We start from the raw sequence: 20,338 nt of genomic DNA on the forward strand, positions 1-20,338 counted from the left end.
GCAATTAATTATTGGAAATTATTTTTATTTATTTAGGATTTACTTTCCTAGTTAAATTGACTTATGGTAGAATTATGGCTTTGGAATGGTGCAGTTGCCCATTCTTTTTTCTATAAGGCCGGAAGGCACTTACTAAATGAAATATTATAGAGATACTATGTGCATAGGAGGAAACAGTATTATATATAGGCAAGGGAATAAAAAAGAAAAGGCACTGGCCAAAACCCTATTATATCTAATTGCCAATTCTAAGGTATAAATAATAATCGTTAATAGATTGTTAAAAATCTATCTGGGGATCACTGTAGGGTAGCGCCTACATTTTGTTTTGAGATCCTTGATTTTTAGGTAACCCAATACAATAATGTTGGTTTTCAATTTGTGAAAAAGTGGATCCCTTCTTTTTCTTTAATGGGGATATTTAAAAAATACAAGGGTTGAATATAGAACCGCTTAGAGATATAATTGTTTATGAAGGTGCCTCGAAAATGAAAAAGAAAGACACGGTTCGTTGGGGTGAATTGTTCAATAATGTCGAGGTCAATCGCTTAAAACAAATGTTTTATTTTCTTTACCAACTTCATGGGGAGGTTATAAGGTGGATACCTAAGAGGTGCATCCAACCAATTCGCTTTTTTGATGATGGACTTCTGATGTGAAAAAAGGTCGAAGGATCTTTTGCCATGATAGGCGCCTATTCCACTTGCACCAACCCCGCCGAATGGAAGTTTTTTATTGGTAATTTGGATTACGGTGTCGTTGATAGCTCCCCCGCCAAAACTATACCTATTGATTATTTTTTTTTGGAAAGCTTTGCGGTTGGAGAACACATAAGTGGCCAAGGGTTTGCCATAATTAGTTAAGTGCCTCTCTATATCATCTTCATTGGTGTAAGCTATTATAGGTAGAATGGGCCCGAAAATTTCGCCCTTCATCAATTTACTGTCCAATTTGGGCTCATTGACTAAGGTTGGTGCCAGATAATTATCTTCATCATTGCTATTGCCGCCAAAAAGAATTTCCTGGCCCTCCAACATATTTTTTAAACCTTCGAAATGACCTTTGCTCACCGTTCGTGAAAAATCGGGAGATTGTTCTATATTTTCTCCATAGCACTTGGTTATGTTTTGTTTTAGTGCACCCACAAGACTGTCTTTAACGTCTTTGTGTACAAGGATATAATCTGTGGCAATACAGGTTTGGCCTGCATTTAAAAATTTGCCCCAAACAATTCGTTTTGCGGCCAAATTTATAGACGCTGTTTCGTCCACTATGGTTGGATTTTTGCCTCCTAGTTCCAAGGTTACCGGAGTTAGGTGTTTTGCGGCCGATTCATACACTATTTGCCCAACTCGGGTACTTCCTGTAAAAAATATGTAGTCCCATTTTTCGGCCAAAAGTTCTTGGGATACTTGCACACCTCCCTCTACAACGGTAACATGTTCCGGTACAAAAACTGCACTGATAATTTCGGAAATGATCGATGCCGTATGAGTTGTAACCTCGGAAGGTTTAACCACAACCGTATTCCCTGCCGCAACAGCTGCGATCATAGGGGCAAATGCCAATTGAAATGGATAGTTCCATGGAGCAATTATCAAAACCACACCATATGGCTCTTTGTATATCCAATCTGAAGAGGGCCAATTCATTAAAGTGGCGGATTTTCTTTCAGGACTGGCCCAAAAGCGAATATTTTTCAAAGTCAATTTTAGTTCTGCCAAAACGAATTGCGTTTCCGCTGCCAAGGTCTCAAATTTGGGCTTTTTAAAATCTTTATAAATAGCTTCGGCAATGTCATCCTCACGAGCAATTATTTCTTTATATAACTGCTTCAAGGCTTCTTTTCGAAATGAAACATCCTTGGTCTTTTGTCTGATAAAAAAATCGCGCTGTTTTTCTAAAATCTTCATGGCATTAAATTAATACAAAAAACATCCCCAAATCTATTCATTTGGGGATATTGTTGAATTTATACTTCGAACGTTACATAATATAAATCAATACTTCAATCAATACAATTTTTAGGACTTATAAAGATTCCAAAGTCAAATGAAAGAACAATGTTGGCGTATTATAAAAATCCTGTTCCGTATGTATTCCTAAAGCTACGTTCATGGTAGTTTCGGTAATTTCCTTGAGAATTACAATGTTGGTTGTTTCTTTAAAACCTAAATATTCCCCTAAAATGAGACGTTGTTTCCCCGTAAAATTAATACTAACGGGTCCTACTTGCGGATAAAGTGTATCAATAGTAAAATCTTCCTCGCTGAGTTCCCAAGTTGCATCGGTTACAGGAGTATAGATAGCATGGGCCAAGGGAACGTTGGCTAGATCTGCGGATACGGCAGTAATATTGGCACCATGAAAAGCACTTGCATGTATTATTCCCATAAGGCTTTGGCCGTCAACATTGTTTACTTTATAGGTGCCGTCATGTACAAAGGTAAATGAATCTTCATATGAGGCGCCTAGACCTACGGCTTCCAATAAATTGTCAAAGGATGCTATTAAAAGTCCAAGTTTATTTTCGATTAGTCCTGCACCATCCTTGCCTGCTGTATAGGCTTTTTTCAATTTCCAGGTTTTGCCCTCAGGTTTCGCTGGCCCACCGGTTAGGAGAATATCAAGTGTAGGAAGTATGGTGATAGTTTTGGTTTCTGAGAACGTCCCATTTTCACCACTTACCGTCATGATTACATTATACGTTCCGGGACTGGAATACGCATAGACCGGGTCTTCCTCGGAACTGGTAGCACCGTCGCCAAAATCCCAACTTATGGAAGTTGCATTTTCAACAGTACCGTTGAAAGTTACTACAGAACCATCCACTGCAAATTGAAAATCCGAAAGAGGTAATTTAGGGTCACTATCTTTACTACAATTAACCAATACTACGGCCATTAATAGAAGACTTAAAATCTTTATATTTTTCATCTGTTTATATTTATAGTTTTAGTTTTTATCCCACCATACCGGAGTATCAATCTTGTTTGCCCCCTGTCTCGAAATAGCTTCTTGTACGTTGGAACTATTTGAACCTAATTCAAAGGAAGAGTAATTAAACCTACTAGGCATAATGCCATTGGTTGCCCCGGCCGATAAATTTTCACTTGTTCTTAACGGTATAACAGGATAACCCGTACGACGGATATGGGACCACCCCTCAAAGTAATTAGGGGTTAGTGCCAACCACATTTGGATGCCAATTTGTTCCTCATCGTTCACTCCTGATAAAGTAGCTGTAGGTGAGGCCATAAAACCAATAATTTCTGTATCATCAACTTCCCACTGCTTTAAGGAAATCTCTATGCCCTTTCTATATAGAATGTTGGCCTGCGCGGGATCATTATCATAGGCCAATGCCGCCTCTGCCCTTAACAACCAGGTTTCGGCCGCGGTCATCACATATAACTTACTTTCCGGGGAGGATAAAGCAAGTCCCATATCGGATAAGTTGGCGAAATTGGAATTACCAAATGCCTGATCTGTCAATCCATTTACAATACCGGAATACTCTCCATTAGCATCCTGACTAACGAACACGGACAACCTGGGATCGTTGGTGCTTTGTAATTGATCAATTAAGAATGTAGACATTTTGATGGACGGAAAGCCTGTTCTTCTGGTATACCATGCATTACCTGTCCCTTCCGTTTCAATCATAAAGGCATCATGTTCCGGGCTTTCCATTAAGGGGTCGGACAAACATTGGGCCACAGTTGATTGCGAAAGATCATTATCTGCATATCTCAATCGCATAGCAAGACGCAATCGAACACTATTGGCGAATCGAACCCATTTGCCCAAATCGTTATTGTAGATGGGATCTGAATTGGGATATGCCATGGCAGGATCTGCGGTCTTCAAAATAGCGATACTGTTCGTAAGCCTAATGATCATGTCCTTATAAATACTTTCCTGGGTATCATATTTTGGAAGCAGTATATCTTGTGATTTGCCTTTGCCTCCCTCGGTATAAGGTACATCGCCAAAGGCATCGGTAACCTTGGCATAGCCCAGTACGGCTATAATATGGGCAAGGGCATTCCGTACATTGTTGGGAGTGCTTGAGGTTGAAGTTAATTCCAAAACCTCCTCTATATGACGTATAGATCCACTATAGCCATCATTTAATATACTATTGTAATCCTGGTCATGGCCATCTCCATATTGATCTGGAGCCCTCCAAGTACTTCCTGCCACATAGTAATGGGCATGCATACCGGCAAAATGGGAAGAACCATTGTCCGCAGTCCCTTGAAATAAACTTCTGACCGCCTTGGTAAATAAGGCTGAATCATCTATGTTGGTTACGGCATTTGGGTTATCATATAGGTCTTCCAAATGCCCTTCACATGAAAGGAACAACATTCCTATTCCTACTGCGACAACTATTTTTGTTCTTATCGTATTACATATTGTTTGCATAGTCATCAATATTAAAAGTTGATTTTTAGGTTCATTCCATAACTTCGCGTAGAGGGCAGTGATGAATGTTCGAAGGCCGTACTGGTCGGGCCACTGCTATAGGTTGCCTCAGGATCTATATCGCCAGCGGCGTTGTAAAGGAAGAGTAAATTCCTGCCAACTGCTGATAGGGCGGCCGATTGAATGAAGGTGTTTTTTAGCATTTTTCTGGGTAGATCGAAAGTCAATGCCACCTCTCTAAGTTTTACATTGGTTGCATCTAGAATGAGGTCGGTTGCGATCTCATTGGAGAATATATCTGTAAATTGTTTTAGCATAGCACTGGTTGGGGAGTCGTTTACAAACCCAGTATGCTCATTGATGCCCTCTTCAATAATACCACTTTCCCTACCTACCAGACTGCGGGCGTCCGTTCCGAAAAACAAACGGTATCCTCGACCATAGGAATAATACTCCCCGCCCACCTGAGCGCTGATGAGCGAACTTAAAGTGAAGTTTTTAAAGCGAATCTTACTGGTAAAACCCCCATACCAATCCGGGTTTATATTTCCCAGGGCAATACGATCTCCCCTTTTGGCGAGGCCATCATCGCCAATAATCTTTCTACCAAAATTATCCCTTAAAAAATCATTGCCATAAATGGTGCCAAATTCTTGGCCGGGCCTGGCTTCAACCGAAGCTGTCCAAAGAGATCCAAGGGAAATACTTTCCAATCCTTCATTCAGGGTAATTACCTTAGAGTTACCTTTTGTGAAATTAAATCCTAGGTCCCATGAAAAATTCTCGGAGTCAAATGGAATCAAATTCAATTGTGCTTCAATTCCCTTATTTTCAATTTCCCCTGCATTGATCACTTTTGAGGAATAGGCCGTGGTTCCTGAGATTGGAACCGCCATAATCTGGTCTGTGGTATTCGTCCTATAATAGGTAAAATCCAATGTAATCCGATTTTTCAGAAAACCTAGATCGGCACCAATTTCCCATGACTCTGAAGTTTCAGGTCTTAAATCGAAAGAAGGAAGACTTCCTGAAATAGAGGCCACTGTATAGGGCAATGTAACGGTTTGATCTATGTTGTAGACTGCCTGGGTTCTATAAGGGTTGGTATCGTTCCCAACTTTGGCAAAGGAACCCCTTAATTTACCTGTACTTAAGATGCTGGAATTAATACCCAACAATTTTGTGAACAACAAACTCATGTTCTCCGAATGGTACCAATATGAATTGTTGGCTTGAGGCAAGGCTGAAGAATTATCATTTCTAACGGTAGCGTCAAAATATAAGTAGCCCTTGTAACTAAATTGTCCCAATGCATAGTACGAATAAATGGCCTTTTTCGTGATATTTTCAGAGGAAAAGGAATTCTTATAATTGTCGATTCTATAAAAATTGGGAACTTTGGCATCATTGCCCCAAATATTCTTGTCGCTACTGTACTCATTGCGGTAGTTGGCCCCAAGGCTTAGGCCTATATTGAAATCTGAAATGCTGGTGGAATAGGTTCCTAAAATATCGGAGTTCCAAATACTACTTTTGTTATCATCATGTCTATAGGAACCTAATCCGTTTTCAATGGCCTGGGCTCCTGTTGCCCCATAACTTGTAAAATCGCTAATAATATAATCTATACTCGATTTTGCGGTTATATTGAATTTGTTATCAATATCCCAGTTGGCCGAGATAAAGCCTTGAAAATGATCCTTTTTATCAACATTGCCTGCATTTTCCAAAGCCCAATATGGATTGTTGAAAGTGTTGTCCAAGTTCCATTTTATTTCTTCCCCGTTAGCGTTCACGGTATTGTTTCGGACATCATCCAAACGGATATCCCGAGGCATTAAAGAAAGTTGAAGGGAAGTATTTCCACTACCTTCTGCCAATTGAGGTCTGTTTTTTATTTTGGAAGTGATATAGGTCATTTTTCCGTCAACACTAAATCCATCCGTTAATTTGGTAGATCCCCTTAGATTAAATGTCTGTTTGGACAATGTATTATTGCTGACGATGCCTTGCCCATCCTCATCCGTAATGGCCAGTCTAAAGGAGCCTTTGTCACCTGCACCTTCAAAGGCCAAAGTATTGGATAAAGCAAAGCCGGTTTGATAAAACTCTTGATAGGGATCCTTAATAGGATTGGGGGAATAGGTGTCTTGCCTTCCTAGCCAGTTCGTATAGGTCTGACCTTCCATTTTAGGTCCCCAGCTCCATGAAAAGGGATAGTCCAGAACAGGTCTCCCATTGGCGTTTATCGGGGCAAAATCCCCAAATGCGCCTGCTCCATATTCATTCTGTAAATCAGGAGTTAAGGCAATATCTATAAACGAGAAGGATGAATTGAAAGAAATACCAACACCGTCCTTTTTTATTCCCGATTTGGTGGTGACCAAAATTACCCCGTTCATCCCTAGTGACCCATAGGCCGCAGCGGCACCTGCCCCTTTAAGGACACTAATGGATTCAACGTCATCGGGATTGATATCCGATAGGGCATCGCCACGGTCTATGCCACCGCTTCCGCTAGCTCCACCCGAGCTATTGCTAATGGGAATACCGTCAACGACTACCAATGGTCTATTATTACCGTTAATGGTAGTGATGCCTCTAAGGAGTACCCGGCTGGAACCGTCAACGCCAGTATTGGATTGGGTAATCTGTAATCCGGATACTTTTCCTGAAAGGGAATTCACTATGTTATTTTCCCGCGCTACGTTAACTTCCTCAGAAGATACTTGGGAGATGGAATATCCAAGTGACTCCTTGTCCCTTTGGATGTTTAGTGCAGTAACCACAACCTCGTCTATCTGTTCCGCATTAATATCCATATAGACATTAATTGTTGTTTGGTTCGTGACCGCTATTTCCTTGGTGGAATACCCAATGTAGGAGAATTCCAAAATATCATTATCGCCGATATTTGCCAAGGAATAATTCCCATCAAAATCCGTGGTCGTCCCTTTCTTGGTTCCTTTGACCAATACGCTCACTCCAATGAGCGGGGTATTGGTGTCTTTTTCCAGCACGCGACCGGAAATGGTCTTTTGGGCCTCGGCAGTAATTATGGTACCGAATACGGCCAATATTAGAATTAGTTTGTTCATATAATTGTGTTTGGTGGTTTATTTAAGCTGTTCTCTGGTAACTACCTTTTGTGGCGGACATTTTGAACGATTTAATGCTTCAGTGCCAAGATATATTCGGCAACCGCCATTTTGGCTTCCTCCGATAAATAATTTTGTGGCGGCATTTCCGGGTAGTCTTCCCTTAGGTTTTTTGGTGCCGTGATATAATCTACTATACCTTGGGGATTGTCGTGGTGAATTGCCTGAAGGATTTCGGTTGGCGGACCTATCAATCTGGTGCCAAAAGCGTGACAACCTGCGCATACCCCATAATATGTAAGCTCGCCCAACTCTTCTTTGGATACGGATCTTGGGGGTACGGGTGATGGGGTCATCATAGTTGCTATGTCCTCAGTATCGGTAATTTGGGCTACTCCGTAGCCATCCAATCCAAAGGTTCGGAATTTGTTCTTATCCCTTATGGTACTGCCAGTTCCACCTCCATAGGCAAAAATGTCGGGACCCTTTGTGTCCATTTGGGTAAGCATAATTGCCTTAATTTCACCCGTGGGGTCATTGCCGTTATTGAACATGATATTATCCAGTATAACGACCCTGTCCGGATTTCCTTCGGAATTGGGGTCATTTGCCTTTGGAGCACCGGTAGCGAGATCTACTATGGTAATCCCTGTGTTATTATTTCCTGTAATAATATTGTTCTCTACAATGACATCATCGGCAGCCATAATTAAAATACCCGTACCCGATGGAATTCCGGAAACCGTTGATCCAGGGGCACCAAAGTTTTCATGGTTGTTGTTTACAACAAAGTTATTGCGCAGTATAACATCAAAGGTGGTCTTTATGGGAAGGCCGGGGGTGACAAAAGCTAGGAGTCCCCCTGTATTATTATGGGCATAATTGTTTTCTACCAAGCAGTGCCTGGAATTTTCAATCTCTATTCCCGCAACATTATCAAATACTTCGTTATGTCTTACATCTACATTATCGCACATGCCTATATATATGGCTGCATCCGCAATTTTGCTCAATACGTTATGTTCCACCAGCCCGTTTTTGCCATACTGTGGAAAGATGCCATAAACCCCGGTATCAATAATCCAGTTGTTGCGGATAATAAAATTGTTACCAGCTTGGCCCATTATGCCATTGCCTTTGTAGTTGATTATTTTGAAATTCTCTATAAGAATTCCATTACCGGAATACAGGAAGGCATCGTTTATTTCTTTTTTGCCATCCAAAGTGGGCCATTCTCCTTTGATTACTACGCCTTGTAAGCTAATATCATCCTTATCAATGTATACGTTCTCCGAATACGTTCCTGGATATACGCGTATTAGATCTCCTGGATTTGCCTCTTTTACGGCATCCTGAATGGAGGAGCCCTTTCTTACTTCTATGATTTTTCCTGTAAATTCTCGATTGGAAGCTACTTGTGTAGTGTCGTTTTTGAGCCCTATATTTCTATATTTTATGGTAGAAGGAATAGGAACAGTCTCCACATTATCTTGTCCAAAGAACGATTTTCCTATGAACACCCCAATACCCAATAGTACAATGGAACCGAGGATTTTTAAAAATGGTGATTTTTTCTTCATTTTTTAATTGATTATTAATTAAGAGGATATATGAAGTCCTGAAGGCAGTACCTCTGGAACTTTTGGTTTAAATGATTCGTCGGTCAGGGTTTTGAGAAAATCTACTAAACGGTCCAATTCGTAATCGGTTAAGTTGGGTTCCCATATGTGCCAATGGATCAGTAAGTTCTCGCCATCAGGTGCCGCATGGCCCCGACCGTCCGTATAAAATTGAACGGTTTCACGAAGGGTTTTAAATCTTCCCGAGTGCATATAAGGGGCGGTTTGTGCTATATTTCTTAGACTGGGAACCTTAAAGGCCCCTCTTAAGCTTTTGTCATTAAAGGGAATTTCCGCTCCGGGATCTATTGGTAATCCGTCTGGTTCTGGAGTTCCGATTACAGCAAATTGTTGGTTGGTAAATAGGGGCGGGGTGTGGCACTCTGCACAGCGAGCCACGAAAGATCTAAATATATTAAGTCCTTCTATTTCGTTTTTGTTCAGGGCTCCGTCATAGCCATGTGCATATTGGTCATATTTACTGTTCAAGGAAACCAAGGACGATTGGAAGGCCGCAATGGCGTTGGTGATTTCCTTGAGCAAAATGGGCTCATCCTTAAGCCTGTTGGGATACGCCTCTGCAAATAATTTTTTATAATTTTCAATATCATTGATGGTCCTGAGTAAATTTTCTGGTGTATTTCCCATTTCTATCTCGGAAAACAATGGTTCCAGCATTTGCTCTTCCAAGGTCGAGGCACGACCGTCCCAAAAGAGCTTTTTTAGATAGCCGACATTATAAAGGGACGGTGCGGCCCTTTTCAATTTATTATTATCTATACCACGGCTAACTGCGAGTCCATCACTTAATCCTTTGTTGGGATCGTGACATGAGGCACAGGAGACGGTTTGATCGGCAGACAGAACAGGGTCAAAAAACAAATACCTTCCCAAATCAATTTCCTGTGGAGAAAAACCATCCCTAATTTCCGGTAAGGCCGATTTTAGACCGCCTACACCGGCCTTGTTGGTTGTAGGGTATTGACTATATAGGTTTTTTGCAATGCACTCATTGTTTTCGTTCAGCTTAAATCCAGGTGGACAGGAGCTTTTTAAAAGGGGAACGGGATAATAGCTTGAAGGTCTTTGGCCCGCAAAAAATGCCAATGCCAAGATTCCTAGAATTACCACTGGTAGAATTGCTTTTAAAATGACCTTACTTTTTATCATTTGGTCTTAATTTATACTTCAGTTGTTCAATGATATTTAGGACTGTATATGTGCCAGGTCACATTAGGGTTTAATTACCACATTTGAACTAACAGGTCTCACTTGTATATGGAAACAGATGTGTGATACCCCGTTCATTGGTATAGGCAGATACACTATTGGTACAAATTAACAACGGTGTTTCAACTAACTATTATGTCTACTATACTTTGTGATGAAATATCCCTATTTGGGATTAATGGGACATTTTTTTTGGTTGTAGTATTTTTTCAAACTCGGTCTTGTAACCAAATGAAACAGGAATTTTTTCCTCTGGGATATATTGGATATTAAGGGCGTACCCTTTTTTAGTTTTCTTTGCGGAGTTAATGTATACCGTATTGACCATATAGGACCTATGGACGCGGATTACCTTAGGGTCTGAGATAATTTCATCCAACTCCTTGAAACTCATTCTAATAAGTTCCTTGTTGATTTTTTCTCCCGTAAAGTAAAAGAGTTCCAGATAATTACCTGCAGATTTGATATACAATAATTGGTTGTATTTTATGGCCAATACCACCTTATTGTTTTCTCCATGTAGAATCAATAATTCACTGTTCCCTTCGGTGCCTGTATTTTTTATGTTGTACTGAATTTCTTCTTTGAAGGAGGATAATTTTTGTTTGATTTGGGCATACCACAAAAACAGTGTATAGGGCACCACCACTACTAAACCTATTTGCCAAAAGGTAAGCAGGAATTCCGAAATTTGTTCTTGAAGTGTTCGCATGGGCGGACTATAGGCAATCTCGAATATAATGGCCATTAATCCCATTTCCATAAGTCCCCATGGGAGTAAGCTATAGATTTTAAATCTTTTGGGACCAAAAATTGTACGAAGTATAAACTGGGTAAAAATAAGTACACTAAAGCCTATAAGGATAAACTCCCAATAATAATTTTCGCCCCATTTATTAATGTTGTAAGGTGCATATATATTGATGAAAATGAAAGAATACAGACTAATAAAGCCGATCAATAAAAGTTTGCTTCCAGGGGAATCCAGATAGGGGATTTCCTGTTTTAATATTGCTTCTATACGCTTCCTCATATGTTGGACCGGTTACAAAAACAAGACATGGTAATTAATGGTTTTAATGGTTGGGTTATTTTGCTACTTCGAATCTAATGAAAATAGTTTTTATAGGAATGCCCTCACGAAATTATCTTTTTAAAACGGGTTTTTGATTTTACTCTTTAGTTGGGATTTGAATGCTCTGACGCTTGCCTGCCGTAACGGAACGGGCGGTCCTGCATGTTCTATTAGACGGGTGTTGAAGTGTTTTTAGTAGTTTTCTTCCGATGCTTTATGGGCCAGACATTGCTGGCAAACAGGCTTGAGCCGAGGCAATTGACTTTTAATCAAGCTGTATTCCAGTTTACCAATAATAGGTGAAATTCAGGCTGATCATAAAGCCGAAGGGTGGTGCAGTAAACAATTGAGCACAATTTCATAAATCATCCCTCGACAGATAGAACGATTGTATTTTATTTGTTATCGGAATTCTGTCTCAATACACTCGTTTTCATATCGGCATACCTAGGATCTGGAATATAATCTTGTTTTTGCATTTTTATGACCTCTATGCTCAAGAAGCCAAATTCGCTTACTACTTTTCCATAAAAGCGATAAATACCTCTTCCCCTAAAGAAATATTTAGCGGCTATTGGCGGAAAAAGAACGGTGTCAAATACTTCCCCGTGTTGATCTACCAAGGTGGCAAAATTCATACGGGTTCCCTGATGGGTCCTAGTATTTTTTACGGTCACAAGATATCCGTAAATATCAATATTCTTGCCCAGATAGGCTTCCAGGTCCCTTTTGCCATTGGTGTTGCTGGGTGGCTCTGCCAAAATATTGAACGGACTGCAAAGGGTAAACCCCATTAGTTCCAATTGTGTAAAGGCCATTTCCAAATCGGTGACGTATAATTTAGGGATTTCAAAGTGTTGGTGGGAAGCATTAAATAATTTAGGGTGGTCCAATTTGGTGTTTTTGGATAGTGAAAGATGAGCTTGCCATAACAGTTCGTGTTTATTTATCCCTGTAAATGCAAAGGCGTCTATTCTGATAAGGATACTCAATTGTTCTACGGATATGTAGACTCTATCCAAAAAATTGGTCAAGGATAAAAATGGACCATTGGTTGTCCTTTCAGTTATAATGCGCTCTACCACTTTTCCTTCCAAATCTCTGAGGTACATATACCCCAAGTATATTTCTTTCCCATAAATGCAATTGCCCATAAAGCTTTTGTTTATACAGGGAGAATGAATTTCGGCCCCTAACATGCGTGCTTCGTGTATATAAAATTCGGCACTATAGAAACCACCTCCATTGTTAAGCACGGCTACCATATATTCAAAAGGGTAGTACGCCTTTAGAAATAAGGTCTGATAACTTTCAACTGCATAGGAGGCAGAATGTCCTTTGGCGAAGGCGTATCCTGCAAAACTCGCAACCTGGTCCCATATTTCGAAAATAAGCGGATCGTTATACCCTTTATTTCTGCAATTATCCACGAACTTGTCCTTCACTTTTTGGAATTCCTCCCTGGAACGAAACTTACCGCTCATACCTCGCCTAAGGACATCGGCCTCACCAAGGGTTAGATCGGCAAAATAGTGGGCCACCTTAATTACATCCTCCTGATACACCATCACACCATAGGTTTCCGGCATAATGGACAACATCACCGGATGTGCCCTTTCCTTGGCACGTTGTGGATCCCGATGGCGTAATATGTACTCCCGCATCATACCACTTTTGGCCACTCCGGGGCGTATTATGGAACTGGCGGCTACCAAACCCAAATAATTATCCACCTCCAGTTTCTTTAACAACATTCGCATTGCCGGGGATTCAACATAAAAGCAGCCCATACATTGGGCGCTTTTGACCATTTTGTTGATGTTGGGGTCATTTTTAAAATGGGTAACATCATGTATATCAATGTTGCTAATTTCTTCAGGTTGATTATAGCTTATGATTTCCAAGGTCTCTTCAATTTTGGCCAGACCGCGTTGGGATAGGATGTCGAACTTAAAGAGACCAACATCTTCCGCTATCACCATATCAAATTGTGTAGTAGGATAACCTTTGGGAGGGAGGTGGGTGGCTGAAAAATAATGAATGGGTTTTTCGGTTATGAGGATGCCACCGGCATGGATACTTAAATAATTGGGCATCCCTTTTAACAATTGCCCGTACTTAAGGACCAATAGGGCAACCTTGTCCAATTCCGAAACATTATATTTTCTATCGCATAGAACATCTATTTCCTCTTTGGGTAGTCCAAACACCTTGCCGAGTTCCCGTACAACCCCTTTTTCCTGAAAGGTTACATAGGTTCCCAAGAGTGTAACGTTGGGGAAACGCTCAAAGATATATTGGGTCATGGCCTCGCGGTCTTTCCATGAAAAGTCTATATCAAAATCTGGAGGGTTTACACGGTATAGATTAATAAAACGCTCAAAATACAAGTCTAGTTCAATGGGGTCTACATCGGTAATGTGAAGTAAATAGGCTACTATACTATTGGCCCCACTTCCCCGTCCCACATAAAAAAAGCCCTGTTTTCTGGCATGTGAAACTATATCCCAATTAATTAAAAAGTAGGATACAAATCCCATTTTCTTTATCAAGTCCAATTCCTTTTGGAGACGATCCAGAATTACCTTATCTATTTTGATGTGTTTGTATCTTTCTGGTAATCCTTTTTGACACAATTCTTCCAATAGGGCCTCGTCCTTTTTAGTGTCACCTAGATATGTAACAAGATTTTGGGGCTTTCTGTCTTCTGAGAAATCAAAATAAATATTGCAGGACCCCATTAATCGCTCGGTGTTTTCCAAAATAAATCGATATTCGGAAAAAGCGGATAACAGGTCATCCAAGGGAAGCATTTTCTCATCAGGATCAGCTTCCTCGCTTTGGGACAATTTACTTAAGAGGATGTTGTTGTCTATGGCGCGAAGCAGCCTGTGAGCATTAAAGTCGCGTTTATTTCTGAAAGTAACAGCTTGTTGAACCACCAATTTATCCCTATGATCCAATATTTTGGTAAACGGCAACCTCCTTAGATCTTTGATGGATATGCCTATAAACTCGTGCTCCAAAAAGGAATCCTGTTTATTCTGTAATACTTTTTCGAACGGATATATTACAAATGCATCATTAAAAACAGGAGCTCGGGATTCAATTTTTTTATCATGATGCAAATGTTCGGACAGGAAATTGTTCAACTCTTGGTATCCATTGTTGTTTTTGGCCAAACCAACAAAACAGGGATCTATCCCGTTTCTAAAGTCGATTCCCACGATAGGTTTAATGCCCTTTTCCTGTGCCTTTCTTACAAAGTTCAATCCTGCCGAGGTGTTATTGATATCGGTAAGCGCCAAATGATGTACCTGGTTTTTTTCGGCCAATTCCAAGAGTTCCACTTCGGACATGGTTCCGAAGCGAAGGCTGTAATATGTATGGCAGTTTAGGTACATATTTTGACGTTGAAATGAAAGTCACGGTATTGGACGTTGGAACAAGGATTTTACTTGGAATTTAATACAAATGCCCTGCTGCATATGTCTTTAAAATATAATGGGCATACCGTGTATATAACATGGGCCATTAACAATAAAATTAAGCTTGTGAATCCGCTTAATTCCTAAAGCTAAAGATAAGGCTTATTGAGCCATTTTGTCGTTTGCTTGCGATTTTTAACTCCCTTTTGCGCCTAATCAAATGGCCGTGGATTAACGTTAGGCATATAGAGAAAAGTCGGGGCCCACTGCTTCATGGGCTAGTGGAAAACCAATAGCTTATATTAAATTAGTTCCGTTTGCTCCGGTTTTCCCATTTAAGATCTTGTAGTATGGAGCTTTTTATTCCTATGAAGAAATACCAACGTTTATAGGTTCCGAAGGGAGTCCAGTTAAAGTTCATTCTAAAACTTTTAAGGTCCCTCTCGAACCGTAATTGGGTAAGGGTAAATCCTTTGTTTTTGAAATCATAACCGGAAGAACCACCAATTTTCCACCTCGGGGAAAGTTGTATGTTCCCGGAAAACATTAGGGAATGGCTGCCAATGGTATTTTGTCTATTGGAATTACTGTAATTAACTGCATATGCCAATCTAAGATCCCATGGCAATTTTGTACCATAAACCGGATTTTCCACGTCTTCGGAATCCTTGTCCCTTTCGTCTTCCGGTCTATTTTCGTTAAAGTCGTTGGCCCTTCCAAACAGATCGTCATCCCTACCACCGCTTGCTGCTACATAATCGTATTCATCTTTCTTGTCCTCTTTCTTTTCATCTTTCTTTTTTCCAAAAGTTTCACTACTAAGGGAGTAGCTAAGATTGGCTCTTGCGGTTGTAAGCCTAAACAGGCTTCCTCCGTTGTCCACATTGAAGGTGTTTATACGGGTTCCATTGTTATCTATGGCATAGGGGTCCAAACTGGCACCAAAGTTAATAGCCATTTTATTGTTGAGGATGTTGGTTCCACCACTTAGGTTCAATGGACTTAACTTTAATGAATCTGCTTCAAAATTATATCCGGTCGATAAGTTAAGATTACTTAACAGCGATATTTTTTTCGGTTTGGTAGCCGTGGAATCTTTGTCGCGCACCTTGGCCTCAAATTGATTGCCCAAGGAAAAGCTCATTGAACTGGATTTGTTTAGGCCTGGTGCACCGTTCAATGTACCTTCGAAACGGCTATAGAGCTCCAATTCATCATCGGCACCAATATAGCTGTCATAATATTGATCGAATGAGGGGGTGTAGCCATAACTGACAGATGGCCTCATTACGTGTCTAATGGCCTGTATTTTTTTATCCTCCCCAAAGTTTACCAAACCGTATAAAGTGGTCCCGATACTGGCACTAAAGTTATAGGTGCCATAGCGGTCAAATCCATTGATGGTATCCGTTACAACTTCACTTTTGGTATCCGAGTCATAACCCCTTTCATAAGTTTCAATGGCCCAAACGTCCTCATAGGAACCGCCCACGCTTACGCTAAAATGTTTGGCTACTTTAAAATTGGTACTCAGGGGAATAGTGTTTCGGGCGCCAAAACGTGTATTATCGAACATTCTACCCGTCAAGAAATCATCCTCAGTTGTAGTAATACTATTTCTTGCGTTTAGGTTATATTGAAAGTTTACATTTTGAATGATTCCTTTTTTTATGCCTTCACGTGGTGCGAAAGGAAATATTCGTTCCATACTGGCTTGCAAAGTAGGCAAGGTAACATCAACTACCCCTGTGTTGGTGTTTTGGTTATGCGTGGCCGTTAAGCTTAGGTTTACGGACGGATATTCCGGGAACGTCTTGGAGTATGATATGGAGGATGATAAATTGTTTACCTGGGTATTGGGCAGGTTCTGTTGCAACAGGGAATTCCTGTAATAGGAACTACTACCCAGGTTTACCGAGGCTTGAAACCTGGAATTTGGATTGCTTTTGGCATCCTGGGCATGCGAAACTTGGATATTGTATATGGTAGATCTACTGTAATCGCTAAATCCTTTTTGACTGGTGACCAGGTTTTCGTATCTAAAATTTACATTCCCTCTATACTTATATCTTTTACTGTATACGGATTGGGTTCTAAATCCATAACTACCGTTGGTATATAGATCTCCCGTAAGGGTAAGGTCTACATAATCGTTTATGGGAACATAGTACCCACCGTTTTGCAAGAAATATCCTCGGTCAGGGTCGCTCCCAAAAGTGGGCATCATGACTCCGGCAGTTCTGCCAACAGTCAAAGGGAAATAGGCAAATGGAAGTGCCACGGGGGTAGGTACGTCGGCTATATACAGGTTGCTGAATCCGGCAATTACCTTTTTTTGTGGTACAAATTTGGCCTTTTTTACGCGGATGTAGTAATCAGGATTTACGGTGTCCTTAGAGGTTGTTAACTTGCCCTCACTAAGGAAATAAACGGAATCGTTTTCTTTTTTGGTAATCTCTGCATAGACCTTCATGGCATCACTGCCCAACTGGCCCAAACCTGCCTGTTGTTCCGTTCTGGAGTTCCATATAATAGCCTTTTGGGTGTCAAAATTAAACCTTATGGAGTCTGGAATTACTTCATTTGTACCCTGTTTAAAAAATGGTAATTGGGTATAATTTCCTAAGGAATCTTTTAGGCGTCCTGCATAGACTTCATTCTTTACATAGTCCATAATAATGATTCCAGCCTTTAATTCTGTATCTTGGTAATAGAGCTCGGCTTCGTTATAAAGATAAATTTTTTGATCTTTTTGACTCATCTTCACATAATCCTTGGCCTTGTATTTTATTTTGTCCAGGAGAAGTGGTTTTTTACCGTTTAAAGAGTCTACTTTTGTAGTATCCTTCAGAAGAGTATCCTGCAATTTAGGATCCGGCATAAGGGGCGCTTTTATAGTGTCCCTAAAAGCAACAATAGGTAGGGACTTAATTTGGTCTTCTTGGGCAGATGCAGTAAATGCACCATATAATAGGAGCAATAGGAAAAGTACATGATGTTTATTTGATTGCAAAGCTATATATCCTATTTTTGTAACGGTTTAGCTACATTTTGGGTTCAAACTTACATATATTTTTTGTTCCGCTTGTAGGGTATTGCGATAAATTTAACCTAATTAAAAGATCAAATTATCTCTAGTTATATGAATATGAAACGGTTTTATATCATTCCATTTATAATTTTAACATATTTCCTCACTTCTTTCAGCTCAAATATAACCGCAGATGACAATGATGGAAAATTTGTCGTTGTTTTGGATGCAGGGCATGGCGGTCATGATCCGGGCAATTTGGGGAACGGATATTTGGAAAAAAATATAGCCTTGAAGATTGTATTAAAAGTAGGGGAAATTTTGGAAAGGAACCCCAATATCAAGGTCATTTATACACGTAAGGACGATACCTTTGTAGATTTGTACCGTAGGGGTGAAATAGCTAATAAGGCCAATGCGGATTTGTTTGTTTCGGTTCACTGTGATTCACATAGTTCCGATGCCCATGGGGCAGGCACTTTTGTATTGGGGTTGCACGCCAATAAACAAAACTTTGAAATAGCAAAGAAGGAAAACTCGGTAATATATTTGGAGGATAATTATGAAAGCAGATATGCCGCCTACGACATTAATTCCCCTGAATCAATAATAGGTCTTACCATTATGCAAGAAGAATTTCTGGATCAAAGTATCAATCTTGCAAAATTGATGCAGGATAATTTTTCTAACAAGTTGAAGAGAACTGACAGAAAAGTGAAGCAAGCTGGCTTTATTGTTCTTCATCAGACCTTTATGCCCAGCGTTCTGGTAGAAACCGGATTTTTAACGAACAAGGCTGAAGGTGCCTATTTAAATTCTGCCAAAGGACATAATGAAATGGGCAAGGCCATTGCAGATGCCATTCTGACCTACAAGGGTGAAATGATATCGGGCACGGAGGAGATAGCTATGAACAATACTCCTGTTGCCCCAGAACCAAAGCAGGAAGAGATTAAGAAATCAACCACAACTACGGGGGGAAAGAAGTCTGAACAACTCGTTCTGGAACAAAAACCGGTCAAGAACATTCCTAAGACAGTGCTGGTAGTAAAGAATGAAACGGATAATACTACCAAGGAAATTGTTAAGGAGCCTATAGAGAAAGAAGCGCCCAAAATAGTTGAAAAGGAACCCAAGAAAACCGAAAACATTATTTTTAAGGTACAAATTTTTGCAAGCTCAAAAAATATTCCGTTGGATTCAGAGAATTTTAAAGGGTTGAATACCTTGTCCAAAGAGCCTTATAAGAATCTATATCGTTATATGTATGGCAATACTGATTCCCATTTTCAAGCCACCCTTCTAAAGAGCAACGCAGACGCCAAAGGGTACAATACATCATATATAGTAGCCTATAAGGATGGGGTTCGAATTTCCGAAACGGAAGCTCTTAAATACGTTTCAGAATAATAGTCGCTCATCTAAAAATTATTTCTAATTTTGTTAGGAACTGAAAATAAAAGCTTTTGAAAATATCTAGGGAAATAAAAACGGGTATTATAGTCTTAGGGGGTATCCTTTTATTCATACTTGGTTTTAGTTATTTAAAATCCACACCTCTTTTCGATAATAGCAAAACTTTCTATGCGGTATATCAGCATGTGGGAGGATTGCAATCCGGTACACAGGTTACCATCAATGGCTTTTCCGTAGGGAAGGTTAATGATATTAAATTCAATGATACATCCGGGAATCTATTGGTAACCTTTACGGTAGACAACGGCTTCACTTTTTCCAAAAATAGTAGTGCGGAATTATATGATACCGGAATTATTGGAGGTAAGGGTATACAGATAAAACCCGTTTTTGATGATGCCGAAATGGCAAAATCTGGAGATACCCTTCCTTCCAGTACCAGACCAGGACTTACGGAATTGGTACAGCAACGTTTGACTCCCTTGCAAATGAAAGTGGAAGGTGCGGTAACCAATGCCGACTCTTTGCTGATGAACGTTAATGATATTCTGGACCTGAAAACAAGAAAGGATCTAAGGGAAAGTATAGCAGGATTGAACGAATTGGTAAGAAGTTTTCAGGGAAGCGCTAATTCCCTAAACCAAATTCTAACGGATAACAAGGATGATCTGGACAAGTCAATCACTAATTTAGGTGTCATCACCGATAATTTTAGCAAACTTTCAGATACATTGGCCAATGCCGGACTGGGCGAGACTATAAAAGGTTTGCAATCGACCATGGGGAAAATCAATGATATGATGGGGAAAATTGAAGGAGGAGAGGGTTCTTTGGGTAAATTGGTTAATGACAAAGAACTTTACAACAATCTAGCCGACGCCTCTAGGGAACTGGATTTACTTTTGCAGGATTTTCGCTTAAATCCCAAACGTTATGTGAATGTTTCCGTTTTTGGTAAAAAACAAATAGATTACACCATTCCTGAAGAAGACCCGGCCGACAAATAGAGA

11 protein-coding genes are annotated in these 20,338 nt (G+C 40.1%); 2 read left to right on the top strand and 9 right to left on the bottom strand.

The window, feature by feature from the left end; all coding sequences use genetic code 11:
• Positions 1–548: 548 nt before the first annotated feature.
• The 9 genes from BUA60_RS17625 to BUA60_RS17665 form a co-directional block, all read right to left on the bottom strand.
• Positions 549–1,913 carry an aldehyde dehydrogenase gene (locus BUA60_RS17625; protein WP_072863978.1) on the bottom strand — a complete coding sequence of 455 codons (1,365 nt, stop codon included), beginning with the start codon at positions 1,911–1,913 and terminating at the stop codon, positions 549–551.
• A gap of 118 nt (positions 1,914–2,031) precedes the next feature.
• On the bottom strand, positions 2,032–2,937 hold the full coding sequence (locus BUA60_RS17630) for a PKD domain-containing protein (RefSeq protein WP_084532662.1): 906 nt from the start codon (positions 2,935–2,937) through the stop codon (positions 2,032–2,034).
• Between the two features lie 18 nt (positions 2,938–2,955).
• The gene (locus BUA60_RS17635) at positions 2,956–4,431 is read right to left on the bottom strand and encodes a SusD/RagB family nutrient-binding outer membrane lipoprotein (protein ID WP_178347024.1); all 1,476 of its coding nucleotides are present in this window, start codon (positions 4,429–4,431) and stop codon (positions 2,956–2,958) included.
• Positions 4,432–4,442: 11 nt separating this feature from the next.
• Complete coding sequence (locus tag BUA60_RS17640) at positions 4,443–7,529, bottom strand: SusC/RagA family TonB-linked outer membrane protein (protein ID WP_072863983.1); 3,087 nt, start codon at positions 7,527–7,529, stop codon at positions 4,443–4,445.
• Positions 7,530–7,600: 71 nt separating this feature from the next.
• Entirely contained in the window at positions 7,601–9,109 is a 1,509-nt protein-coding gene (locus BUA60_RS17645) for a parallel beta-helix domain-containing protein (RefSeq protein WP_072863985.1), read from the bottom strand.
• Positions 9,110–9,127: 18 nt separating this feature from the next.
• Entirely contained in the window at positions 9,128–10,318 is a 1,191-nt protein-coding gene (locus BUA60_RS17650; RefSeq protein WP_072863987.1) for a cytochrome-c peroxidase, read from the bottom strand.
• Between the two features lie 235 nt (positions 10,319–10,553).
• Entirely contained in the window at positions 10,554–11,411 is an 858-nt protein-coding gene (locus tag BUA60_RS17655) for a LytR/AlgR family response regulator transcription factor (RefSeq protein WP_072863989.1), read from the bottom strand.
• 437 nt (positions 11,412–11,848) lie between these two features.
• The gene (locus BUA60_RS17660; protein ID WP_072863991.1) at positions 11,849–14,857 is read right to left on the bottom strand and encodes a DNA polymerase III subunit alpha; all 3,009 of its coding nucleotides are present in this window, start codon (positions 14,855–14,857) and stop codon (positions 11,849–11,851) included.
• Positions 14,858–15,188: 331 nt separating this feature from the next.
• On the bottom strand, positions 15,189–17,894 hold the full coding sequence (locus tag BUA60_RS17665) for a putative LPS assembly protein LptD (protein ID WP_072863993.1): 2,706 nt from the start codon (positions 17,892–17,894) through the stop codon (positions 15,189–15,191).
• A gap of 129 nt (positions 17,895–18,023) precedes the next feature.
• On the opposite strand from BUA60_RS17665, the gene BUA60_RS17670 reads away from it, so the two are divergent.
• Positions 18,024–19,322, top strand: coding sequence for an N-acetylmuramoyl-L-alanine amidase family protein (locus tag BUA60_RS17670; RefSeq protein WP_072863995.1), 1,299 nt, complete (start codon positions 18,024–18,026; stop codon positions 19,320–19,322).
• A gap of 56 nt (positions 19,323–19,378) precedes the next feature.
• The gene (locus tag BUA60_RS17675) at positions 19,379–20,335 is read left to right on the top strand and encodes an MlaD family protein (RefSeq protein WP_072863997.1); all 957 of its coding nucleotides are present in this window, start codon (positions 19,379–19,381) and stop codon (positions 20,333–20,335) included.
• The last annotated feature ends 3 nt before the right edge of the window (positions 20,336–20,338 follow it).

Origin of the sequence: Arenibacter palladensis (assembly GCF_900129275.1) — a bacterium.
Taxonomy (GTDB): Bacteria; Bacteroidota; Bacteroidia; order Flavobacteriales; family Flavobacteriaceae; genus Arenibacter; species Arenibacter palladensis.